Raw genomic sequence first — 13217 nt, 5'->3', positions numbered from 1 at the left:
ACATGGCCCGCAGGCGTCATCAAGAAGAACATGAAAATCACGAACGTTGGCTGGTTTCCTATGCCGACTTCATCACCTTGCTGTTCGCGTTTTTCGTGGTCATGTATTCGATTTCATCGCTCAACGAAGGTAAGTACAAGATTCTTTCTGACAGCCTGACCGGGGTGTTCAATCAGCCTGATCGGGCGATCAAGCCGATTCCGGTGGGTGAGGAGCGGCCACGTATCACCGAGCCGGAGCGCTCGCAGGTGGATGAGGAAAGCGCGCAGTCATCTGCTGATGATTTGCAGAATATTGCCGGCAGCGTGCGTGAGGCATTTGGCGACTTGATTCAGTCCGGGCAGCTCAAGGTCAGTGGCAATGAGTTGTGGATCGAGATCGAACTCAGCTCCAGCCTCTTGTTTACTAGCGGCGATGCTATTCCCAACAATGCGGCTTTCGACATTGTCGAAAAAGTAGCCAAAATTCTGACACCTTACGAGAATCCGATCCATGTGGAGGGCTTTACCGATAATCTGCCGATTCAGACGGCCCAGTTCCCGACCAACTGGGAGCTGTCCACCGCGCGGGCTGCCAGTATCGTGCGTATGCTGACAATGGATGGAGTCAACCCCAATCGTCTGGCGGCAGTGGGTTATGGTGAGTTCCAGCCCGTAGCGGATAACACCACCGCAGAGGGGCGTGGGCGCAATCGTCGGGTGGTGTTGGTGATTTCGCGCAATTTAGATGTGCGCCGTAGCGTGAGTGGTGTGGGCAGTGCCAATGCCAAACCCGATGCGGCCTTGCAGCGGGCTGGCACGCAACCTGCACCAGCACCGGCAGCGCCGGCCCCGCAAGCGGGTGCCGTCAATCCCCCGTCGCCGGCCCCATAACAGGCCGTTGAAAAGCGTAGGCGAGGCAGGCAAGACAAGGCAAAAGCAGGAGAGGAAGCGGAGTTTACTGCTGTAAATGAGCATTCCGAGCCTGCTTTTAACGCAGTATTGCCAACGCAGGTAGTTTTTCAACGGCCTGATAGGGTGGCCCTGTTCTCGGTCTGGCAGCAGCTGTACCGGGAGGATGATAACGATGAGAGTCTGGGCAGTAGCCAATCAAAAAGGTGGGGTCGGCAAGACCACCACATCAATCGCTCTGGCAGGCCTGCTGGCTGATGCCGGCAAGCGTGTGGTGATCGTCGATCTCGATCCCCATGGGTCGATGACCAGCTATTTCGGTCACGACCCGGATAGCCTGGAGCACAGCAGCTTCGATCTGTTCCAACATAAGGGCAGCGTGCCGCGCGGCTTGCCGCAGCAATTGCTGTTGTCTACCAGTGATGAGCGTATTTCCCTGCTGCCGTCGAGCACTGCGCTGGCTACCCTGGAGCGCCAATCGCCTGGGCAGAGTGGTCTGGGCCTGGTGATTGCCAAGAGCCTGGCGCAGCTTTGGCAGGATTTCGATCATGCGGTGATCGACAGTCCGCCCTTGCTCGGCGTGCTGATGGTCAATGCCCTAGCTGCCAGCCAGCAGCTGGTGATTCCGGTGCAGACCGAGTTTCTGGCCGTCAAAGGTCTGGAGCGGATGGTCAATACCCTGGCGATGATCAACCGCTCGCGTCAGCAGGCGTTGCCTTACACCATTGTGCCGACCCTGTTCGATCGGCGTACCCAGGCCTCTATGAGCACGCTGAGGGTGTTGCGCAACAGTTACCCTGAGCATCTGTGGCCTGCGTACATTCCAGTGGATACGCGTCTGCGTGATGCCAGCCGTGCAGGGCTTACGCCGTCAAAGTTCGACAACAATAGCCGTGGTGTAATTGCCTACCGGGCGTTGCTCAAGCATTTACTGTTGCAGCAGATTGCCGCACAGGTCGCCTGAGATGAACGGCTATGCTGAAGATATACGCTCAAGTCTGCCGCTAGCGCGGCCGATAGTCTGTACAGATTGTTATTGCGGGTTGTATTCATGAATCGTCCCCTAACCACCGCTACACGTCCGCAACTGGCCTTGCAGTCCTATCTGGACGGCTTGCTGCAGGAGGCTGCGAGTGAGTTGGATTTGGCCGAAAGCATCACCCTGGATGAGTTCGAGGCGGCGGTGCTGGAGGAACAGGTGCGCGATGCGCGCAGTCTGCCGCAGCTACAGATGCAGGTTCAGGCCACCACGCTCAAACCTGTGGTTGAACTGGCGCCGCGGCCGTTGGTGCTGCCCACTATCGAGATACCTGCGCCGGACATTGAGGTCCACGTCGAGCCGCCGCAAGAAGTGCTTGAAGCGGCCGTAGTAGCCGAGGCGGAGCAGCCTACGCCGCAGGTGCTAGTGGTGCCTGAGCCCGTGCTGCAGGGCCGGCCTGAGTGGGCTCAAGAGCCATTTGAATGCTTGTTGTTTGATGTGGCCGGGCTGACCCTGGCGGTTCCGCTGGCGTGTTTGGGCTCGATTTATCCTCTGGACGGTCAGGAACTTACGCCATTATTTGGTCAGCCGGACTGGTTTCTCGGCATACTGCCGTGCCAGGCCGGCAACCTGAAGGTGCTGGATACCGCGCGCTGGGTGATGCCGGATCGTTACCGTGATGACTTTCGCGAAGGGTTGCAGTATGTGATTTCCGTTGAGGGCTATGAATGGGGGCTGGCGGTTCATCAAGTCAGCCGCTCGATTCGTCTAGATCCCAACGAGGTCAAATGGCGCAGTCAGCGCACCCAGCGTCCGTGGCTGGCGGGTACGGTTATCGAACATATGTGCGCCCTGCTAGATGTCGCATCCCTGGCGGAGTTGATTGCCAGTGGTGCGGCCAAGCGCATGGCTGCCAACCAGATGCATTGAATAACGCCGGGCTGTGCGATGTGCTCAGCTTTGCAACTATAGTAATCACAGCGGGGTATACACCCGCGATCGCCGCCGCGAGCGGTTCATGACGAGGCTAGGGACATGAAGAAGAGTTCTGCACAAGGTTCTGATGATCCGATTCTGCAGTGGGTAACGTTCCGCCTGGACAACGAAACCTATGGCATCAATGTGATGCAGGTTCAGGAAGTCCTGCGCTATACCGAGATTGCCCCGGTGCCGGGTGCTCCGAGCTATGTGCTGGGCATCATCAACCTGCGCGGCAACGTGGTGACCGTGATCGACACGCGTCAGCGTTTCGGCCTGGACTCCACTGAGGTGACCGATAACACCCGTGTTGTGATTATCGAGGCCGACAAACAAGTGGTTGGCATCCTGGTCGATAGCGTGGCCGAAGTGGTTTATCTGCGCCAATCGGAAGTGGAGACCGCGCCGAATGTTGGCAACGACGAGTCTGCCAAGTTTATCCAGGGTGTTTGCAACAAGAACGGTGAGCTGCTGATTCTGGTTGAGCTGGATAAGATGATGAGCGAAGAAGAGTGGTCCGACCTGGAGAGCATCTAAGCGATGCTCGACGCGCTGCTGATCGGGCTGGCCTTGGTTTGTTTGGGGCTGATAGGTGCATGCGTCTGGCTGACCCGGCAGCTACGCGATGCCATACAGCTGCAAGGCGAGCGTGATGCAGTGCGTGACCGGCGGCTCAAGGAGCTTAGCCGGCGTCTGGATGCCTACCTGACCGGCAGCGTACAGATGGGCGAGGAATTGCATGAATTGCGCCGCATTGTCGCGCCTTTACCGGACAAACTCAGTCAGATTGAGCAGCGCGACCCTAGCAGTCTGTCGTTCACCCAGGCCGCGCGCTTGGCCGGCATGGGCGCCAGCGTAGATGATTTGACTCAGTCCTGCGGCTTGAGCAAGGCCGAGGCTGAGCTGGTTAGCAAGATGCAGCAGGCCAAGCTGCAGCGTTCCTGATTTTCCCAATCCTCAAACAGCCCTCAATGTGCGGGGCCTTCCAATAGGCGCAGCGGTGGGGTGATATCCGTATCGCGTTCACTGCCGGCCGGCGATTTACCTTTCAGGTACCAGGCAAAGGCAATGATTTCCGCGATACAACGATACAGCTGCTCGGGAATCGCATCGCCCAGCTCCAGTCTCGCCAACAGGCGCACCAGTTCGGCATTTTCGTAGATAGGTACTTCGTATTCGCGGGCGATGGCGAGAATGGCTTCGGCCAACTCCTCATCGCCTTTAGCGCTGAGTACGGGCGCATTCTGACCGTCGTAGGTGAGGGCGATGGCTTGGCGGGGGGCGGTCTTCTTCATGCGGTTTCATCCACCCAGCGTTGTTCTAGAGTCGTGCGCGGCCCTCGGGGCGGTGTGCCCTGGCTGCAAACCAACTCACCCACCTGCACGCCGGCGCCGTTCAGACGCTGACGCAGGTTATCCAGCTCTGCTTCAATCAGGCTGACGGTGCTGCTGCGTTCGGCCCACAGCTGACTGGACAGGCGACCGAGGGCCAGTTGCGCCTGCACTTGTAAAGGCCCCAGGGGATCAAGATCGAAGGCCAGCTCGACTTTCCACAGGGTTTCCTTTTTCTCGGGTTTGCCTTGCGGGTTACTTTCATCGCGCTGGATTTTTACCTGCAACGGCACCAGTTCCTGCTGGTTGCGCATGGGCAGCTCCAGTTGCCAGGTGGTGAGCAGGTTGCCATCCGGGCCGACCTGGCTCTGTGCCAGGCTGGAGAGCTGATGGGTCTGCAGACGCGAGATGGCGGCAGCGGCCAGCTTCAACAAGGTTTCCAGGTCGGCTTCACCTTCCATTGCCTGCAACAGGCGCGAGGGCAGGGGGAAGTTCAGCGCTTGCTGACGACTCGTAGCTTTACCCAGACTGCTGAGCAGGTCGCGGGCCAAGGCTGGCATCGCCTGGGCCAGGGCTGAGCCAGCATTGGCAGCAGACAGTGGTGTGCCGGCTGACAGATTAGGTAGCAATTGGGTGATCAAGCGCAGCAGGTTGGCTTTCAGGTCGGTTGGCAGCGCTTGCCCCTGGCCGCCAAGCAATTTGCTTTCCAACAGGATGCCGCTGTTTTCCAGGGCCATGGCCAGGCCTTTGGGGCTGCTCAGTTGAGCTGCATCGGGCAGGGCGCCGAAGAGTTTGTCGATGCTGGTGCGCAGGCCTTCACTCATTTGGGCATTGCCGCGCAGCCCTTGCAGGGCGCTGAACAAACCCTCCAGTGAGCCTTGGCGGCTGCTTTGGCTGCCCAGTTGCTGGCTCAGGGCGAGTTGATCGAGACGGCCGCTCAGCGGCAAGAAGTTTAACGACTGACTGCCTTGCACTTGGGCGCTGAGCAGGCTGCCCACAGGCAGTGCCAGCGGGGTTTCCAGAGACAGCTTGCTGCCCGCCATGGGGGTGTTGAGCAGGCTGACCAACACCTTGTAGATGACCTGCTGCGAGCGCCCCTGCAGCAGTTGCTCGCGAGCCACCACCTTGCCCTGCAGCAGAGTGCCAACCGGCAACTGGTCGAGGTTCAGGCTGGTCAGGGGTTTTTCGCCGCCCATCAGTACCGACAGGGCCAGGCGCGTGTCTGACAAGGCTGTTACTGCCAGTGAGGTGCCCTGGGCAAGCGGGCGTGGGCTGCTGGCTTCAAGGGTGGTCTGGCTGCCGTTGTTCAATGTCAGCTTGAGCAACATCTGGAAGCTTTGTGCCACTTCCTTCATGGCAATGACTTCGGCCTTGGCGGTTTCGCCGCTGGCCAGTAGGCCTTGCATGGGCTGCAGCAGTTTTACCGCCAGATCAGCCGCTATGGCGTTGGGGCGAGTGCTGGGGGGCGTTGGCGCAATAGGCCGTGGACTGCTGATTTCGCTCATTGGCGGGTTACACCCTGTCGAAAATGCCCGCTGCGGGTAGCGAGGCTGGGCATGTATAATCGCGCCCCGTCTGAGAGGGTGCTTACAAATTATTGCGCTCGGCCATGCTGCGTTGAAATCAGTCTCAAAATGCTCATGTACTACTCGTACACTCCGCTTTCTCGACTGACTTCGCCTTGCCTGGCCATCGCTCGCTACTTTTGTAAGCACCCTCTGTGCTCGCTGCGCATTCCACTTGCGTCAGTATAGCGGCCAAGACTCTGCCGACTTGAACAGCTTTTGCCATCCATTTTAGGTGCCGATGCCTTGACCAGTCCTCTTCTCGAAACCGTGGCGCTCGCCTGTGAGCGAGACTGGCGCATGCTCTTCGAGCGTTTGGAGCTGCGTCTGGTTCCCGGTGAGATGCTGCAGGTGGCTGGCCCCAACGGTAGCGGCAAGACCAGTCTGCTGCGTTTGCTGGCCGGGTTGATGCAGCCGACTGCGGGTGAGATTCGCCTGAACGGCCGCCCGTTGACGGCGCAGCGCGCCGAGCTGGCGCGCAATCTGTTATGGATCGGCCATGCCGCCGGCATCAAGGGCTTGCTCACCGCCGAGGAGAATCTCGCCTGGCTCTGCGCCCTGCATCAGCCCGCCGAGCGTGATGCCATCTGGCAGGCGCTGGCGGCGGTGGGGTTGCGCGGGTTTGAGGATGTGCCCTGTCACACGCTATCCGCCGGGCAGCAGCGCCGTGTCGCGTTGGCGCGTTTATACCTGCCTGGACCGCCGCTGTGGGTGCTGGATGAGCCATTTACTGCGCTGGATAAAGCGGCGGTGGCGCAATTGGAGAATCATCTGGCCGCGCATTGTCAGCAGGGCGGCCTGGTGGTGCTGACCACCCACCATGAATTGACGGTCAAACCGGCCGGTTACCGCGAGCTTGATTTGGGGCAGCATCCTTTATGAGCAATGTCTTTAGCCTATTGCTCGCTCGCGAGGCGCGTTTGTTGTTCCGGCGTCCGGCCGAGCTGGCCAACCCGCTGGTGTTCTTCGCCATCGTGATTGCGTTGTTTCCGCTGGCGGTGGGACCGCAGACGCAGTTGTTACAAAGCCTTTCGCCCGGGCTGGTGTGGGTCGCGGCCTTATTGGCCGTGCTGCTCTCGCTGGACGGGCTGTTTCGCAGTGATTTTGAGGACGGCTCGCTGGAGCAGTGGGTCCTTTCGCCGCACCCCCTGGCTCTTCTGGTTCTGGCCAAGGTGCTGGCACACTGGCTGTTCTCCGGCCTGGCGCTGGTACTGCTGGCGCCGTTGCTGGCATTGATGCTCGGTTTGCCAGGGCGCTGCCTGCCGGTGCTGCTGATCTCCCTGCTACTCGGTACGCCGGTACTGAGCCTGCTAGGTGCAGTGGGTGCGGCGCTGACCGTGGGCCTCAAACGCGGCGGTCTGCTGCTCGCGTTGCTGATTTTGCCGTTGTACATCCCGGTGCTGATTCTTGGCAGCGGTGCGTTACAAGCCAGCCTGCAAGGATTGCCGGCGGTCGGCCACCTGTTGTGGTTGGCCAGCCTCACCGCATTGGCGGTGACCTTGACACCTTTTGCCATCGCCGCTGGTCTGACGATCAGTGTCGCTGAGTAGACAATAAGCCTAAATGGCCGGTTGATCCGGGTGCCTGCCTGCGCTCTGATCAGCCCTAGCACTGATGAGTAACCTGATGAACTGGACGTGGTTTCACAAGCTCGGCTCGCCCAAATGGTTTTATGAAATCAGCCGCCGCTGGCTCCCGTGGTTGGCCCTGGCCGCTGCAGTGCTGCTGATGGTCGGTCTAGTCTGGGGCCTGGCCTTTGCGCCGCCGGATTACCAGCAGGGCAACAGCTTTCGCATCATCTATATCCATGTGCCGGCGGCGTTTCTCGCTCAGTCGATCTACGTAATGCTGGCGGTGGCCGGCATCGTCGGCCTGGTGTGGAAGATGAAACTGGCCGACGTCGCCCTGCAGCAGGCCGCGCCCATCGGCGCCTGGATGACGGTAATCGCCTTGGTGACTGGGGCGGTATGGGGTAAACCGACCTGGGGCACCTACTGGGTGTGGGATGCGCGTCTGACTTCGATGCTGATTCTGCTGTTCCTGTATTTCGGCGTGATCGCCCTGGGCAATGCCATCACCAACCGTGACAGCGCCGCCAAGGCCTGCGCGGTGCTGGCGATTGTTGGCGTGGTGAATATCCCGATCATCAAATACTCGGTGGAGTGGTGGAACACCCTTCACCAGCCCGCCACCTTCAGCGTGGTATCCAAGCCGGCCATGCCGTTCGAGATGTGGATGCCACTGCTGATTATGGTGCTGGGTTTCTACTGCTTCTTTGGCGCGGTGCTGCTGATGCGTATGCGTCTGGAAGTGCTCAAGCGCGAAGCGCGCAGCAGCTGGGCAAAAGCCGAGGTGAAAGCGCAGGTGGAGAAAGGCCAATGAGCTTTGCCAGCTTTAGCGAATTTATCGCCATGGGCACCCACGGGCCTTATGTCTGGTCCTGTTATGCCATCAGCCTGGCTGTGCTGGGGCTGAATGTGGCGCTGCCAATCCTGGCGCGTCGCCGTTATCTGCAAGACGAGGCGCGTCGTTTGCGCCGGGAGGAGTCGAAGTGAACCCCGTGCGTAAAAAGCGCCTGTATATCGTCCTGGCCATCATTGCTGGTGTCGGCATCGCCGTGGCTCTGGCCCTGAGCGCGTTGCAGCAGAACATCAACCTGTTCTACACCCCCACGCAGATCGCCAACGGTGAAGCCCCGCAGGACACCCGCATTCGTGCCGGTGGCCTGGTTGAGGAGGGCTCGGTGAAGCGTTCCAGCGATTCGTTGGACACCGACTTCGTCGTCACCGATGGCGCCAAGAACGTGACCATCCGCTTTACCGGCATTCTCCCGGACCTGTTCCGCGAAGGGCAGGGCATTGTCGCCATGGGCAAGCTCGACGCCAGTGGCGTGCTGATTGCCGATGAAGTGCTGGCCAAACACGATGAAAACTATATGCCGCCAGAAGTCATGCAGGCTCTGGAGCAGAGCGGTATGCAGCAGAAACACGACGCGGCCAAAGCGGCCAAGCAAGCGTCCCCATCGGAGTACGCACAATGATCCCCGAACTCGGCCATCTGGCCATGATTCTGGCGCTGTGCATGGCGCTGGTGCAGGCGACACTGCCGCTGATTGGCGCCTGGCGCGGTGACCGACAATGGATGAGCCTGGCGCAGCCAGCCGCCTGGGGGCAATTCAGCTTTATGCTGTTCGCCTTTATCTGCCTGACCTACGCCTTTATGGTCGACGATTTCACCGTCGCCTATGTGGCCAATAACTCCAACAGCGCGCTGCCCTGGTACTACAAATTCAGCGCCGTGTGGGGCGCCCACGAAGGTTCGCTACTGCTCTGGGGCCTGATCCTCGCCGGTTGGACCTTTGCCGTATCGATCTTCTCGCGCCAGCTACCGGAAGAGATGCTCGCCCGCGTGCTGGCGGTGATGGGCATCATCAGCATCGGTTTTCTGCTGTTTTTGATCATCACCTCCAACCCCTTCGAGCGCTTGCTGTTCGATACCCCCGCTAATGGCCGTGACCTCAATCCGCTGCTGCAAGACTTCGGTCTGATCATTCACCCGCCGATGCTCTACATGGGCTATGTTGGCTTTTCCGTGGCCTTTGCCTTCGCCATTGCCGCCTTGCTTGGCGGCAAATTGGACGCCGCCTGGGCGCGCTGGTCGCGGCCGTGGACCATCGTTGCTTGGGCCTTCCTTGGCATCGGCATCGCGCTAGGCTCCTGGTGGGCCTACTACGAACTCGGCTGGGGCGGTTGGTGGTTCTGGGACCCGGTGGAAAACGCCTCATTTATGCCCTGGTTGGTCGGTACCGCGCTGATCCACTCCCTGGCCGTGACGGAAAAACGCGGCGTGTTCAAGAGCTGGACCGTGCTGTTGGCCATCGCCGCCTTCTCCCTCAGTTTGCTGGGGACCTTCCTGGTGCGCTCCGGCGTGCTGACCTCGGTGCATGCCTTCGCCAGCGACCCTGAGCGCGGCGTGTTTATCCTGGCGTTCCTGCTGTTGGTGGTGGGCAGCTCGCTGGCGTTGTTCGCCATTCGTGCGCCGGTGGTGAAAAGCCAGGTTGGCTTTGCCTTGTGGTCGCGGGAAACCCTATTGCTGGTGAATAACCTGATTCTGGTGGTGTCTGCGGCGATGATTCTGCTCGGCACCCTCTATCCGCTGGTGCTAGACGCCATGACCGGCGCCAAGCTGTCGGTCGGGCCGCCGTACTTCAACGCCTTGTTTGTGCCGCTGATGGGCCTGCTGATGGCGATGATCGCGGTCGGCGTGCTGGTGCGCTGGAAAAATACCCCGCTGCAGTGGCTGCTGAGCATGCTCGCGCCGGTGCTTATTGGCAGCGTGGTGCTGGCCGTGATCGCAACGTTCCTGGTAGGCGACTTCAATTGGGCGGTGCTGGGCGTGTGCCTGTTGTCTGCCTGGGTAGTGTTGGCTGGAGTGCGCGATATTGTCGAGAAGACGCGCCATAAGGGTCTGTTCAAGGGCTTGCCGAGCCTGACCCGCAGTTACTGGGGCATGCAGACCGCGCACCTGGGCATGGCCGTGTGCGCCATTGGTGTGGTGTTGACCAGCGTTGGCAGTTTCGAGCGCGATATGCGCATGGCGCCGGGCGAGTCGGTGGAAATCGGCGGGTATCAGTTTACCTTCGAGGGTGCCGAGCACTTTGAGGGGCCGAACTTCACTTCCGACAAAGGTACTGTGCGTATCTTCGAGGATGGCAAGCAGATTGCCGTGCTGCACCCGGAGAAGCGTCTGTATACCGTGCAGCAGTCGGTGATGACCGAGGCGGGCATTGACGCCGGCATCACTCGCGACCTATTTGTCGCCCTGGGTGAGCCGCTGGAAAACGGCGCCTGGGCGGTGCGTGTGCACATCAAGCCCTTCGTTCGCTGGATCTGGTTCGGCGCGCTGTTGATGGGCCTGGGTGGTTTTCTGGCAGCCGCCGACAAGCGTTATCGGATGAAGGTGCGCACCCGCGTGCGTGATGCATTGGGCATGGCGGGGGTGCAGGCATGAAGCGCTTATTGCTGCTGTTACCGTTGCTGGCCTTTCTTGGCGTGGCGGTGTTTCTCTACCGTGGGTTGTTCCTCGATCCCACCGAGCTGCCTTCGGCGCTGATCGGCAAGCCGTTCCCGGCGTTCTCTCTGCCCGCAGTGCAGGATGGCGAGACGCTCACCGAGGCTGATCTCAAGGGCAAACCTGCGCTGGTCAATGTCTGGGCCACCTGGTGTGTGGCCTGCCGGGTTGAGCACCCGGTGTTAAACAAGCTGGCCAAGCTGGGCGTGAGCATCTACGGGGTCAACTACAAGGACGACAACGCCGCCGCGCAGAAGTGGCTAGTGGAGTTCCATGACCCCTACCAACTAAATATCAATGATGCGCGCGGCACTCTGGGGTTGGACTTGGGCGTGTACGGTGCACCTGAAACCTTCCTGATCGATAAGGACGGCATCATCCGTCACAAGTTTGTCGGGGTGATTGATGAGCGTGTCTGGCGCGAACAGCTGGCTCCCTTGTATCAAGCGTTAGCCGATGAGGCCAAGCCATGAAGCGCTTGCTGACTGCAGTCGTTCTGGGCCTGGCGTTGCTCGGCACCGCTCAGGCCGCTATCGACACTTACGAATTTGCCACTGAGGCTGAGCGCGAGCGTTACCGCAATCTGGTGGAGGAGCTGCGCTGCCCCAAGTGCCAGAACCAGAACATTGCCGACTCCGATGCGCCGATTGCCATGGACCTGCGTGCGCAGATCTTCCGCATGCTTGAGGAGGGTCAGAGCAATGAGCAGATCATCGATTTTTTGGTCAGCCGCTATGGCGACTTCGTGCTCTACAAGCCGCCGGTAACCGCGCGCACTGTGCTGTTGTGGTACGGCCCGGCTGCTTTGCTGGCCGGTGGTTTTGTCTTGCTTGGAGGCATTCTGTTGCGCCGTCGCAGCAAGCCGGGCGTTGTCGCCAGTGGCCTGTCTGCCGATGAACAGCAGCGTTTGGCTGCATTGCTGAATCAGCCGCCATCCGGCCAACGTCCCGCCAATCAACCGCCTGTGGATAAGAAAGACTGATGATTGAATTCTGGTTATGCGCTGGTTTGCTGTTGCTGACGGCTCTGGCGTTTTTGCTGATCCCGGTGTTGCGTGCGCGCAAGGTTCAGGCTGAAGAGGACCGTACGGCCCTTAACGTGACTCTGTATCAGGAGCGTCTGCTGGACCTACAAGGCCAGCACGAGGCGGGTGCACTGAATGCTGAGCAATTGGCCAATGGCCGTGATGAGGCCGCCCGCGAGCTGCTCGCTGATACCGAAGGTGCGCAGGTTCAGCTGACCCGGCGCACGCTGGGCAGCAAGATTCCGCTGCTTGCCGCGCTGCTGATGCCGCTGTTGGGCTATGGCCTGTACCAGCAGTGGGGGGCCATTGATGACGTCGAGCGCGCGCAAGCCTTTGCCCAGCAGCCGAAAACCATCGAGGAAATGACCGCACGCCTTGAGGCGGCAGTAAAGAACAATCCTAAGTCGGCGGAAAGCTGGTACTTCCTCGGTCGTACCTATATGGCACAGGAGCGTGCCGCCGATGCCGCAGTGGCCTTCGAACGCGCCGTCGAGGTGGCTGGGCGTGAGCCTGAGTTGCTCGGGCAGTGGGCGCAGGCGCTGTATTTTTCCGCAGGCAAACAATGGAATGAACAGCTGCAAGCGCTGACCGATGAGGCGCTGAAGGCTGACCCTGCGGAAGTCACCAGCCTCGGCCTGCTCGGTATTGCCGCCTATGAAGCCGGGCAATTCCAGCAGGCGATTGATCGCTGGCAGCAGCTGGTGGCGGTTCTACCAGCCGAAGACCCTTCGCGCATGGCGATTCAGGGCGGGATTGATCGCGCCCGTGAGCAGCTTGGTGCGTCTGCAGCTGATGCCGCGCCAGCCGCCAGTCCGGGCTTGACCGTACGTGTTGCTCTGGCTGCCGAGTTGCAGGCCAAGGTGCAGCCGGGCGATGCAGTCTTCGTCTTTGCTCGCGCGGTTTCCGGGCCGCCGATGCCGCTGGCGGTCAAACGCCTGAGTGTGGCCGACCTGCCGGCTGAAGTCAGCTTGTCAGACCGCGATGCGATGATGCCGCAGCTGAAAATCTCCGGCTTCGAACAGGTACAACTGGTCGCACGTATCTCCCGCAGCGGCAACGCCACGGCCGGTGAGTGGATTGGCAGCAGCCAGCCTTTGGCCAGCAAGACCACCGCGCTGCAGCAACTGCTGATCGACAGCGCTGACAGCAAGGCGCCCTGAGACCCTTAATCTAGGTTACACCGCCATTCGCGATAAATCGTAGGTTGGTGTTGAGCGCAACGAAGCCCAACAGGCAGTGGCATGTTGGGCTTCGCTGCGTTGCTCCTCAACCCAACCTACGGCAGTTTACGCGCAGGTCGCAGCGGCCAAAGTCAGTGCAGTGGCGCACGGTCTCACTGCTAACAGCGGCGGCTTTGGCCAGTTGGGTTACGGGTTTAAT

At 60.3% G+C, this 13217-nt stretch carries 16 protein-coding genes; 14 read left to right on the top strand and 2 right to left on the bottom strand.

Annotation, left to right across the window (positions count from 1 at the left end; translation table 11 throughout):
- Positions 1 to 2: 2 nt before the first annotated feature.
- The 5 genes from motD (at position 3) to AC0T4W_RS13800 (ending at position 3792) form a co-directional block, all read left to right on the top strand.
- A complete protein-coding gene (motD, locus tag AC0T4W_RS13820) occupies positions 3 to 872 on the top strand; it encodes a flagellar motor protein MotD (protein ID WP_476319758.1) in 870 nt (289 codons plus the stop codon).
- 193 nt (positions 873 to 1065) lie between these two features.
- Positions 1066 to 1854 (top strand): ParA family protein, encoded by a 789-nt coding sequence (locus AC0T4W_RS13815; RefSeq protein ID WP_476319756.1) that lies wholly within the window; start codon positions 1066 to 1068, stop codon positions 1852 to 1854.
- Positions 1855 to 1941: 87 nt separating this feature from the next.
- The gene (locus tag AC0T4W_RS13810; RefSeq protein WP_476319754.1) at positions 1942 to 2799 is read left to right on the top strand and encodes a CheW domain-containing protein; all 858 of its coding nucleotides are present in this window, start codon (positions 1942 to 1944) and stop codon (positions 2797 to 2799) included.
- Between the two features lie 105 nt (positions 2800 to 2904).
- Positions 2905 to 3384 carry a chemotaxis protein CheW gene (locus AC0T4W_RS13805; protein WP_476319752.1) on the top strand — a complete coding sequence of 160 codons (480 nt, stop codon included), beginning with the start codon at positions 2905 to 2907 and terminating at the stop codon, positions 3382 to 3384.
- Positions 3385 to 3387: 3 nt separating this feature from the next.
- On the top strand, positions 3388 to 3792 hold the full coding sequence (locus AC0T4W_RS13800) for a DUF2802 domain-containing protein (RefSeq protein WP_476319750.1): 405 nt from the start codon (positions 3388 to 3390) through the stop codon (positions 3790 to 3792).
- A 23-nt stretch (positions 3793 to 3815) separates the two neighbouring features.
- Here the strand turns inward: AC0T4W_RS13800 and AC0T4W_RS13795 are convergent, their stop codons facing one another.
- Entirely contained in the window at positions 3816 to 4142 is a 327-nt protein-coding gene (locus AC0T4W_RS13795; protein WP_476319747.1) for an EscU/YscU/HrcU family type III secretion system export apparatus switch protein, read from the bottom strand.
- On the bottom strand, positions 4139 to 5683 hold the full coding sequence (gene fliK, locus AC0T4W_RS13790; protein ID WP_476319745.1) for a flagellar hook-length control protein FliK: 1545 nt from the start codon (positions 5681 to 5683) through the stop codon (positions 4139 to 4141). Before fliK ends, AC0T4W_RS13795 begins: the two co-directional genes overlap by 4 nt.
- 306 nt (positions 5684 to 5989) lie before the next feature.
- Between fliK and ccmA the strand changes: the two genes are divergently transcribed.
- From ccmA to ccmI, 9 genes are all read left to right on the top strand, one after another.
- Positions 5990 to 6625 carry a cytochrome c biogenesis heme-transporting ATPase CcmA gene (ccmA, locus tag AC0T4W_RS13785; protein ID WP_476319743.1) on the top strand — a complete coding sequence of 212 codons (636 nt, stop codon included), beginning with the start codon at positions 5990 to 5992 and terminating at the stop codon, positions 6623 to 6625.
- Entirely contained in the window at positions 6622 to 7293 is a 672-nt protein-coding gene (gene ccmB, locus AC0T4W_RS13780; RefSeq protein ID WP_090252142.1) for a heme exporter protein CcmB, read from the top strand. The genes ccmA and ccmB overlap by 4 nt, the downstream gene beginning before the upstream one ends.
- A 73-nt stretch (positions 7294 to 7366) precedes the next feature.
- Positions 7367 to 8125 (top strand): heme ABC transporter permease, encoded by a 759-nt coding sequence (locus AC0T4W_RS13775; RefSeq protein WP_476323666.1) that lies wholly within the window; start codon positions 7367 to 7369, stop codon positions 8123 to 8125.
- A complete protein-coding gene (ccmD, locus tag AC0T4W_RS13770; protein WP_339412084.1) occupies positions 8122 to 8298 on the top strand; it encodes a heme exporter protein CcmD in 177 nt (58 codons plus the stop codon). Before AC0T4W_RS13775 ends, ccmD begins: the two co-directional genes overlap by 4 nt.
- On the top strand, positions 8295 to 8783 hold the full coding sequence (gene ccmE, locus AC0T4W_RS13765) for a cytochrome c maturation protein CcmE (RefSeq protein ID WP_476319740.1): 489 nt from the start codon (positions 8295 to 8297) through the stop codon (positions 8781 to 8783). Before ccmD ends, ccmE begins: the two co-directional genes overlap by 4 nt.
- Positions 8780 to 10753 carry a heme lyase CcmF/NrfE family subunit gene (locus AC0T4W_RS13760; protein WP_476319738.1) on the top strand — a complete coding sequence of 658 codons (1974 nt, stop codon included), beginning with the start codon at positions 8780 to 8782 and terminating at the stop codon, positions 10751 to 10753. The genes ccmE and AC0T4W_RS13760 overlap by 4 nt, the downstream gene beginning before the upstream one ends.
- Positions 10750 to 11286, top strand: a complete 537-nt coding sequence (locus AC0T4W_RS13755) for a DsbE family thiol:disulfide interchange protein (protein ID WP_476319736.1) — start codon at positions 10750 to 10752, stop codon at positions 11284 to 11286. The genes AC0T4W_RS13760 and AC0T4W_RS13755 overlap by 4 nt, the downstream gene beginning before the upstream one ends.
- A complete protein-coding gene (locus AC0T4W_RS13750; RefSeq protein ID WP_476319733.1) occupies positions 11283 to 11795 on the top strand; it encodes a cytochrome c-type biogenesis protein in 513 nt (170 codons plus the stop codon). The genes AC0T4W_RS13755 and AC0T4W_RS13750 overlap by 4 nt, the downstream gene beginning before the upstream one ends.
- Positions 11795 to 12997 carry a c-type cytochrome biogenesis protein CcmI gene (gene ccmI, locus AC0T4W_RS13745; RefSeq protein ID WP_476319731.1) on the top strand — a complete coding sequence of 401 codons (1203 nt, stop codon included), beginning with the start codon at positions 11795 to 11797 and terminating at the stop codon, positions 12995 to 12997. Before AC0T4W_RS13750 ends, ccmI begins: the two co-directional genes overlap by 1 nt.
- Positions 12998 to 13217: the final 220 nt, after the last annotated feature.

This window comes from Pseudomonas sp. C7.1 (assembly GCF_056312395.1).
This window is presented reverse-complemented; position numbering and strand designations above follow the sequence as displayed.